Below are 9,849 nucleotides of genomic sequence, written 5' to 3'. Positions count from 1 at the left end.
TGTTGGTGGTGTGGGGGTGGATTGGGCGCGGGTGTATGCCGGTACGGGTGCCCGCAGGGTTGATCTACCGACGTATCCGTTCCAACGACGCCACTACTGGGCCCAGACCTCCCCCGCCGGTGTCGGGACGGCCGCAGCGGCCCGGTTCGGCATGGAGTGGGAGGACCACCCCCTGCTCGGCGGTGCGCTGTCGGTCGGCGGGTCCAGAAGCCTGCTCCTGGCCGGGCAGCTCTCGCTCGCCTCGCATGCCTGGCTCGCCGACCACGCAGTGTCCGGCACCGTGCTGCTGCCCGGCACGGCCTTCGTGGAACTCGCCCTGCACGCGGCCGGTGCGGCTGGTTGCAGCGAGGTCGAGGAGCTGCGGCTGGAGTCTCCCCTGCTGGTTCCGACCAAGGGCGGGGTACGGCTCCAGGTGCTGGTGGACGACCCCGGCGACGGATCCGACCGCCGCAGGGTGAGCGTGTTCTCCCGCAACGATGCCGCGGCGGCGGAGTCCGCCTGGACGCGGCACGCGGTGGGCGTCCTGACCCCGGGATCGCGGCCCGTCCCGGCCGTACCGTGGCACACCGACACCTGGCCGCCCTCGGGCACGGAGCCGGTCGACGTGGCCGACCTGTACGAGCGGTTCGCGGCGCTGGGCTACGAGTACGGGGAGGCGTTCGCCGGGCTTCAGGGTGTCTGGCGCGGTGACGGCGAGGTGTTCGCCGAGGTGCGACTGCCCGACCGAATCACGGCGGAGGCCGCCCGCTTCGGGCTGCATCCCGCGCTGCTCGACGCCGCCCTGCAGGCGTGGCTGGCGGGTGACCTCGTCGACGTTCCCGACGGCAGCGTCCTGCTGCCCTTCGCCTGGCAGGGCATCGTCCTTCACGCCACCGGCGCCGACACGCTGCGGGTCCGCATCGGCCGGTCCGGTGACTCGGCTGTGTCCCTGTATGCGGTCGATCCGGTCGGTGCTCCGGTCCTCTCGCTGGACGCCCTGGTCCTGCGTCCGCTCGCCCGGGAACGCCTTGGGCTGCCCGCCGAGTCCGCAGCCGGCGCGTTGTACCGGGTCGGCTGGCGGCGGGCCGCCGTCGCCGGGTCAGCCGTCGCAGGGTCAGCCGACCGGTGGTGGGCGGTGGTGGGCCCGAACGATGTGGAGGGGAGCGGGGCCGCCGAGCGGCGCCGGTGGCCGGCGGCCACCGTCGACGTCCACGCCGACGTGGACTCGCTGCGCGCCGCGCTGGACGCGGGCGAGGAATTGCCCGCCGTCGTCCTCGCCGACTTCCGGGCGGCCGCCCGTTGGGTCGCCGACGGTTCGGTCGCCGGTGGCCCGGTCGGGGCCGGGGCCGTCCGGGCAGCGACCTGGGCCGGGCTGGACCTCCTGCAACGCTGGCTGGCCGACGAGCGGTTCACCTCGGCGAGGCTCGTGGTCCTCACCGAACGGGCCGTGGCCGCCGGGCCGGACGAGGACGTGCCGGATCTCGTCCACGCCGGACTGTGGGGCCTGCTGCGATCGGCTCAGTCCGAACACCCGGACCGCTTCGTCCTGGTGGACGTCGACGCGGACGACAGCTCGCTCTCGGTGTTGCCGTCGGCCCTCGCCCTGGACGCGCCCCAGCTCGCGGTGCGGGCCGGCGAGATCCTGGTACCCGGGATCGAGCCGGTGCGACCAGAGCCCGCGCCCGGGCCGGAGCCGGAGCAGGCCGAATCCGCGGCGGAAGTCGCCCCGGACCCGGACGGCACGGTTCTGGTCACCGGCGCGACCGGCACGCTCGGCGGGCTGCTCGCCCGGCACCTGGTGACGACCCGTGGCGTACGCCGGCTGCTGCTGGCCAGCCGCAGCGGGCCGGACGCCCCCGATGCCGCCCGGCTGGCCGAGGAGCTGACCGGGCTTGGCGCCGACGTGACGCTGGTCGCCTGCGACACCACAGACCGCGCCGCGCTGGCCGGAGTCCTGGGTAACATCCCCGCCGAGCATCCGCTGACCGCCGTGGTGCACGTGGCCGGCGTACTCGACGACGGGGCGCTGCAGGCGCTCACCCCCGAGCGGGTCAACGCGGTGCTGCGGCCGAAGGTCGACGCGGCACTGCACCTGCACGAGCTGACCGCGGGACTGCCGCTGACGGCGTTCGTGCTGTTCTCCGGGGCGGCGGGGATTCTGGGCCGGCCCGGCCAGGCCAACTACGCGGCGGCGAACACCTTCCTGGACGCCCTGGCGCAGCACCGGCGGGCAAGGGGCCTGCCCGGCGTCTCCCTCGCCTGGGGCCTGTGGGGACTGGCCAGCGAGATGACCGGCCACCTCGGCGAGAACGACCTTCGGCGCATGCGGCGCTCCGGCATCGCCCCGATGCCCGGCGAGGAGGGTCTCGCGCTGTTCGACCGGGCGCTCGACCGGGCCCGGGACGAACCGGTGCTCGTACCGGCACGCCTGGATCTGGCGGCGCTGCGCCGGGAGCAGGCCGCCGGCGGACCGGGTGCCGTCCCGGCGCTGCTGCGGGATCTGGTGCCGGCGGCCCCGGTCCGCCGGGCGGCCTCGTCGGGCGCGACCGGCGGGGCGCCCACGCCAGCCTCCTCCGTCGCGCCGCAGCAGGCGGACGCGCTGCGCGAGCAACTGGCCGGAAAGGACGCCCAGGCCCGGGTCCGGGAGCTGCTGGGCCTGGTACGCGCCCACGTCGCCGGGGTGCTCGCCCTGGCGCGAGGGGAGGCGGAGGTGGACCCGGGCAGACCGTTCCGCGAGGTCGGATTCGACTCGCTGACCGCGGTCGAACTGCGCAACCGGCTGGGCGCGGCGACCGGCCTGCGGTTGGCGCCGAGCCTGGTGTTCGACCACCCGACCCCGTTGGCCGTTGCCGCACACCTCGACGACCGGCTCGCCGCCGAGGGAGTGGTCGACGAGGGCGCGGCGGCGCTGAGCGGGCTCGACGCGCTGGCCTCGGCGCTCGGGGGGATGAGCACGGACGACGTCCGCCGGGACATCGTCCGCCGGCGGCTGGAGGAGATGCTCGCCCTGGTCGGCGGCCCACGGTCCGGGCCGGCGGGTGACGGGCTCCGGGACGCCACGGTCGCCGAGCGGCTCGATTCGGCGTCCGACGACGAACTCTTCGCACTGATCGAGGAGCAGCTGTGAACCCCGACCGAGGAGAGGGCCGGCAGGTGACCGCGAACGAGGACCGGATCCGTGAGTACCTCAAGCGGGTCACCGCCGAGCTGGCCGGGACGCGGCGACGCCTGCGCGAGCTGGAGGACGCCGCGCGCGAGCCCATCGCCATCGTGGGCATGAGCTGCCGGCTGCCGGGCGGGGTGAGCACGCCCGAGGACCTGTGGCGGCTGGTCGAGGCAGGCACCGACGCGATGTCGGGCTTCCCGGAGGACCGGGGCTGGGACCTCGGGAAGCTCTACGACCCGGATCCGGACTCGACCGGCACGAGCTATGTGCGCGAAGGCGGTTTTCTCTACGACTGCGCCGAGTTCGACCCGGAGTTCTTCACCATCTCGCCCCGCGAGGCGCTGGCCATGGACCCGCAGCAGCGGCTGCTGCTGGAGACCGCGTGGGAGACCTTCGAGCGGGCGGGGATCGCTCCCGACTCGGCCCGGGGCACCCGTACCGGTGTCTACGTCGGGGTGATGTACGACGACTACGGCACCCGGCTGTCCGAGGTTCCGAAGGACCTGGAGGGCTATCTGGTCAACGGCAGCGCGGGCAGCGTCGCGTCGGGCCGTGTCGCGTACACCCTGGGGTTGCAGGGGCCGGCGGTCACGGTCGACACGGCGTGCTCGTCGTCGCTGGTCGCGTTGAACCTGGCCGTGCAGGCACTGCGGTCGGGCGAGTGCGAGCTGGCCCTGACGGGAGGGGCGACGGTGCTCGCCACGCCGACGATGTTCGTCGACTTCGCCCGGCAGCGCGGTCTCGCCGGGGACGGTCGCTGCAAGGCGTTCGCGGACGCCGCCGACGGCACCGGCTTCGGCGAGGGCGTGGGAATGCTGCTGCTGGAACGGCTCTCGGACGCGGTCCGCAACGGTCGTCGGGTGCTGGCCCTCGTGCGGGGCTGCGCGGTCAACCAGGACGGGGCGAGCAACGGCCTGACCGCCCCGAACGGTACCGCCCAGCAGTTGGTCATCCGGCAGGCGTTGACCAACGCGGGGCTGGCCGCGGACGAGGTGGACGCGGTGGAGGCGCACGGCACCGGCACCCGCCTGGGCGATCCGATCGAGGCACAGGCGCTGCTGGCGACGTACGGGCAGGGCCGGCCGGCGGACCGGCCGCTGCTGCTGGGGTCGTTGAAGTCCAACATCGGCCACACCCAGGCCGCCGCCGGAGTCGCCGCAGTGATCAAGACCGTGTTGGCACTGCGCCACGCCTGGCTGCCCCGGACCCTGCACGTCGACCGGCCCTCGACCCGGGTGGATTGGTCGTCGGGCGCGGTGCGGCTGCTCACCGAGAGCCGGCCATGGCCCGACCACGGCGACCGGCCGCGCCGGGCGGGGGTTTCGTCGTTCGGCGCCAGCGGCACCAACGCGCACGTCATCCTGGAGAGCGCCCCCGAGGCGGCGGCGGACGTGGTGGCCGCGCCGGAATCCCCCACCCCCGCGCCGGCCGCCGTCGGGGCCGCACCGGCGGCCACCGGCCACGGTCCGGCCGGGGACGCGACCGTGCCGGTAGCCGTCGGCCACGTGTCGGCGGGGGCGGCCGGCGACGTTTCCGTCTGGGTCCTGTCCGGCCGGACCGAGGCGGCCCTGCGCGCGCAGGCCCGGCGGCTGCACGTCCACCTGACGTCCCGGCCGCGAGCCGAACCCGCCGACGCCGTGGCCCGCGCGCTGGCGCGCTCCCGCGCCGCGTTCACGTACCGGGCCGCCGTGCTCGGTCGGGACGACACCGCGCTGCTCGACGGCCTGCGCGCGCTCGCGGCGGGTCGCGGCGCGGCGGGGCTCGTCACCGGGCGGGCGGACCCGGAGCGGCGGGTGGCGTTCCTCTTCACCGGGCAGGGCAGCCAGCGACCGGGCGCGGGACGGGAGCTGTACGCCCGGCATCCCGCCTTCGCGCAGGCCCTGGACGGCGTCCTCGCGGAACTCGACCGGCACCTGGACCGGCCGCTGCGCGACGTCATGTTCGCCGAGCCGGGCAGCGAGGCGGCGGCGGCGCTGGACGACACCGCGTACACCCAGCCGGCGCTGTTCGCGCTGGAGGTGGCGCTGTTCCGGCTGTTCACGAGCTGGGGGCTGCGTCCGGACGCCCTGCTGGGCCACTCGGTCGGGGAGATCGTCGCGGCGCACGTCGCGGGCGTCCTCACCCTGGAGGACGCTGCCCGGCTGGTGACGGCGCGCGGTCGGCTCATGGCGGACCTGCCGGCCGGGGGTGCGATGGCCGCGCTCCAGGCCGCCGAGTCCGAGGTGGGCCCCCTGCTGGCGGGACGGGAGGGCGAACTGTCGATCGCGGCGGTCAACGGGCCGCAGGCCATAGTGGTCGCGGGCGACGAGGCGGCCGTCGACGAGCAGGTCGCGCTGTGGCGTGGCCGGGGTCGCCGGGCCAGGCGACTGCGGGTTGGCCACGCCTTCCACTCCGCCCGGATGGACGGGATGCTCGCCGACTTCGAGAAGACGATGCGTGACCTCCGCCCCGGCCAGCCGACGATCCCCGTGGTCGCCAACGTAACCGGGGCGATCGCGTCCGGCACCGACCTCCGTACGCCCGGGTACTGGGTCCGGCACGCCCGCGAGGCGGTGCGTTTCCTCGACGGCATGCGTCGGCTGCGCGCCGAGGGCATCGACACGTTCATCGAACTCGGCCCGGACGGCGTGCTCACGGCGATGGCGCGGGACTGCCTGGCGGACGCTGCGGACCTTGCCGAGCCCGCCGGGAACGCCGAGCCCGCCGGGAACGCGGGGACCGACCGCCCCCTGCTGGTCCTGCCCACCCTGCGCCGGGACCGCGACGACGCGGTGGCCGTGCAGGAGGCCCTGGCGTCCGTCCACGTGCACGGGCTTCCCGTCGACCCGGTCGCGTCGCTCGGGAACGGCCCGCTCGCCACCGACCTGCCCACCTACCCGTTCCAGCGGTCCCGCTACTGGCTAGACCCGCGCCCCGGAACCCCCGAACTGGGCGTCGTGGGCCTCGACGTCGCCGGTCACCCGCTGCTCGCCGTCGTTTTGGACCTGCCCGACGGCGCCGGCACGGTCTTCAGCGGCCAACTCTCCGCGCGGACGCACCCGTGGCTCGCCGATCACAGCGTGTGGGGTCGCACAGTCGTGCCGGGAACCGCGCTGCTGGAAATCATGCACCGGGTGTGCGCCGAGGTGGGCTGCGCCCGGGTGGCGGAACTGACCTTCGAGGCGCCGATGGTGGTGGCCGACGACGGGGGCGTCCGGCTGCGGGTCGTCGTCGAGGGGCCGGACGCCGACGGGGCCCGCCAGGTCCGGATCCACTCCGCACCGGTGGGGCCCGAGCCTGGCGAGTGGACCCGGCACGCCTCCGGTCGGGTGGACGGTGCCGCGCCGGAGAGCGCCGCCGGCGCGTCCGTGCGGGACGCCGGCCTCGCTGGCACCTGGCCGCCCGAGGGCGCGGAGCCGGTGGGCGTCGAGAGCGAGTACGAGCGCTTCGCCGACAACGGCATCGGATACGGCCCCGCCTTCCGGGGGCTGCGCGCCGCGTGGCGCCGCGGCGACGAGACGTTCGCCGAGGTCCGGCTCCCCGAGGGGTACGCCGCCGAGGCGGGCGACTACGCCGTCCACCCGGCACTGCTGGACGCGGCCCTGCACGCGATCGTCCTCGGTAACCAGTTCCCCGGCGGGGCGCACGGGATGCTGCCGTTCGCGTGGACCGACGTGCGGGTGTTCGCCTCCGGCGCGGACCGGCTGCGGGTACGTGTCGCGCCCGCCGAGGCCGACTCGATAAGCGTGATCGCCGCCGCCGCCGACGGGACGCCGGTCCTCGCCGCCGCCACCCTGGCGCTGCGGCGGGTCGCCGCCGATCGGATCGCCGCGGCCGTCTCCGGCCAGGCGCCGCTGTACCGGCTGGAGTGGTCCGCCGTACCGCCCGCCCCGGCGGTCACCGACGCGCGGCTGGCCGTCGTCGGCGCGGATGCCCCGCCGTTGTCGGGCGCGCTGGGGGTCGGGGTGTCCGTCCAGGCGTATTCGGACCTGGATGCGCTCGTCGACGCGCTGACCGACGGCGGGGCACCGAGCCACGTTGTCGTCGACCTGCGCCGTCGCGACGGCGACCCGTCGGCGGACGACCCACCCGGGGGCGTGGCTGCGCGAACCCGACGGGCGCTGGCGGCCGTCCAGGAGTGGCTCGCCGCCGACCGCCTCGCCGGCTCCCGGCTGGTCGTGCTCACCAGCGGAGCCGTGGAGGCCGGGACGGCCGTGACCGATCCGGCCGCCGCAGGGGTGTGGGGGCTGCTGCGGGTCGCCCAGACCGAGCACCCGGACCGGTTCGTCCTCGTGGACACCGACGACCACCCGGATTCGCTGCGCGCACTCCCCGGGGCGATCGCCTCGGGAATCGCGCAGTTGGCACTGCGGGTCGGTACGGCCAGCGTTCCGGGCCTGGTGCGGATGCCGGCCGCCGGCGACGCCGTCCCGCCGTGGGCCGACGCCGGCACCGTCCTCGTCACCGGGGGCACGGGCATGCTCGGTGGCGCGGTGGCCCGGCACCTGGTCCGCCGGCACGGAGTCCGGCACCTGCTGTTGGTCGGCCGGCGCGGGCCGGACGCGCCCGCAGCGGCGGCCCTGACCCGGGAACTGGAGGAACTGGGGGCATCCGTACGCGTCGCCGCCTGCGACGCCGCCGACTGTGACGCGCTGGCGCGCCTGCTGGCCGAGATTCCCGCCGCGCATCCGCTCACCGCGGTGGTGCACTCGGCCGGCTTGGCCGACGACGGCGTACTGACCGCACAGACGGGCGACCGGGTTGAGGCGGTGCTTCGCGCCAAGGCGGACGCGGCGGTCAACCTGCACGAACTCACCCGGGAACTCGACCTCACCACCTTCCTGCTGTTCTCGTCCGTCGCGGGGACGATCGGCAGCGCCGGGCAGGCCGGGTACGCCGCCGCCAACGCCTTCCTCGACGCGTTCGCGAGCTGGCGGCGGGGCCAGGGGCTGCCCGCCACCTCCCTGGCCTGGGGGCCGCTCGACGGCGGGATGGCCGCCGACCTCGGCCCTGCCGACCGGGCACGACTGCGCCGGTCCGGGCTCGTTCCGCTCGGCGTGGACGACGCGCTCGTCCTCTTCGACGCCGCCTGTGCCCGACCCGCCGCAGCGGCGTGCTATCCCGTACGCCTCGACCCGGCGGTGCTGCGGTCCCACGCCGCCCCAGGCGGCGCGGTGCCCGCCGTCCTGCTCGGCCCGACCCGCGCGCGCCCGGGGGCCGGTGCGACGGGACAGCCGGCCGAGGCCACCCTTGCCGCGCTGCTCACCGGCAAGTCGGTGGCCGAGCGTACGGCGATCCTGACCGACCTGGTCCGCACCGAGGCCGCCGCCGTACTCGGGCACGGCGAGGCGGCGATGCTGAGCGTGCAGCGGGCCTTCCGGGATGCCGGCTTCGACTCGCTGACCGCCGTGGACCTCCGCAACCGGCTCGGCGCGGCCACGGGCCTCAGTCTGCCGGCCGCAGTCGTCTTCGACCACCCGACCCCGGCGGCCCTCGCCGCCCACCTGCGAACCGAGTTGGACCGCCGGTCGCCCGACGGGCAACAGCTCCCGACGGACGCCGCCGGCGTCCTGGCGACACTCGACCGTCTGCGGGACCAGATCGCGACGGTCGTCAGGCAGGACGCCGACCGCACCCGCGTCGCCGACCTGTTGCGGGTCCTGCTCGCCGAGGTCGGCCGGCCCGCGCCCGACCCGGGCCGCGACACCGACGGCGACGTTGGCGCCGGGGTTTCCGACCGCCTGCGGACCGCCTCCGACGAGGAACTGTTCGACCTTTTCGACAGCGACTTCCGACTGGCGTAGCGCCGGCCGGACCATTGCCCACCCAAACCGACCCCAGGAAAACACTCGGATCACAGGGGGAGCGCCGTGCCCGTCAACAACGAGGACAAGCTTCGCGAGTATCTGCGTCGTGCCATGACGGATCTCCACGAGGCCCGCGAGCGGGTGCGGCAGTACGAGTCCGTCGCTGCTGTGGATGATCCGGTGGTGGTGGTGGGGATGGGTTGTCGTTTTCCGGGTGGTGTGGTGTCGGCGGAGGGTTTGTGGGATTTGGTGTTGGGGGGTGGGGATGCGGTGTCGGGGTTTCCGGTGGATCGGGGTTGGGATGTGGAGGGGTTGTTCGATCCGGTGCCGGGCGTTGTCGGGAAGTCGTATGTGCGGGAGGGGGGGTTTGTGTATGACGCGGGTTTGTTCGATGCGGAGTTTTTTGGGATTTCGCCGCGTGAGGCGGTGGCGATGGATCCGCAGCAGCGTTTGTTGTTGGAGACGTCGTGGGAGGCGTTGGAGCATGCGGGGATTGATCCGGTGGGGTTGCGGGGTTCGCGGACTGGTGTGTATGTGGGGGTGATGGGTCAGGAGTATGGGCCGCGGTTGGTGGAGTCGGGTGGTGGTTTCGAGGGGTATTTGTTGACGGGGACGACGCCGAGTGTGGTGTCGGGTCGTGTTTCTTATGTGTTGGGGTTGGAGGGGCCGTCGATTTCGGTTGATACGGCGTGTTCGTCGTCGTTGGTGGCGTTGCATTTGGCGTGTCAGGGGTTGCGGTTGGGTGAGTGTGATGTGGCGTTGGCGGGTGGGGTGACGGTGATTGCGGCGCCGGGGTTGTTTGTGGAGTTTTCTCGGCAGGGTGGGTTGTCGGTGGATGGGCGGTGTCGGGCGTTTGCGGGTGGTGCGGATGGGACGGGGTGGGCTGAGGGTGTGGGTGTGGTGGTGTTGGAGCGGTTG

Annotated in this window: 3 protein-coding genes; all 3 read left to right on the top strand. The window is 74.5% G+C overall.

The window, feature by feature from the left end:
- Nucleotides 1-3,106: SDR family NAD(P)-dependent oxidoreductase (locus E1258_RS26095; RefSeq protein ID WP_207919720.1), on the top strand; the 3,106-nt coding region annotated here is incomplete at its 5' end.
- Nucleotides 3,103-8,928 carry a type I polyketide synthase gene (locus E1258_RS26090; RefSeq protein WP_132405764.1) on the top strand — a complete coding sequence of 1,942 codons (5,826 nt, stop codon included), beginning with the start codon at nucleotides 3,103-3,105 and terminating at the stop codon, nucleotides 8,926-8,928. The genes E1258_RS26095 and E1258_RS26090, both read left to right, overlap by 4 nt.
- 66 nt (nucleotides 8,929-8,994) lie before the next feature.
- The coding region (locus tag E1258_RS26085; protein WP_256371035.1) for a beta-ketoacyl synthase N-terminal-like domain-containing protein at nucleotides 8,995-9,849 on the top strand (855 nt) is incomplete at its 3' end.

It is taken from the genome of Micromonospora sp. KC207, assembly GCF_004348615.1.
Classification (GTDB): domain Bacteria; phylum Actinomycetota; class Actinomycetes; order Mycobacteriales; family Micromonosporaceae; genus Micromonospora.
Note: the sequence above shows the minus strand (reverse complement) of the source record. Positions and strands in the feature narration are given on the sequence as shown.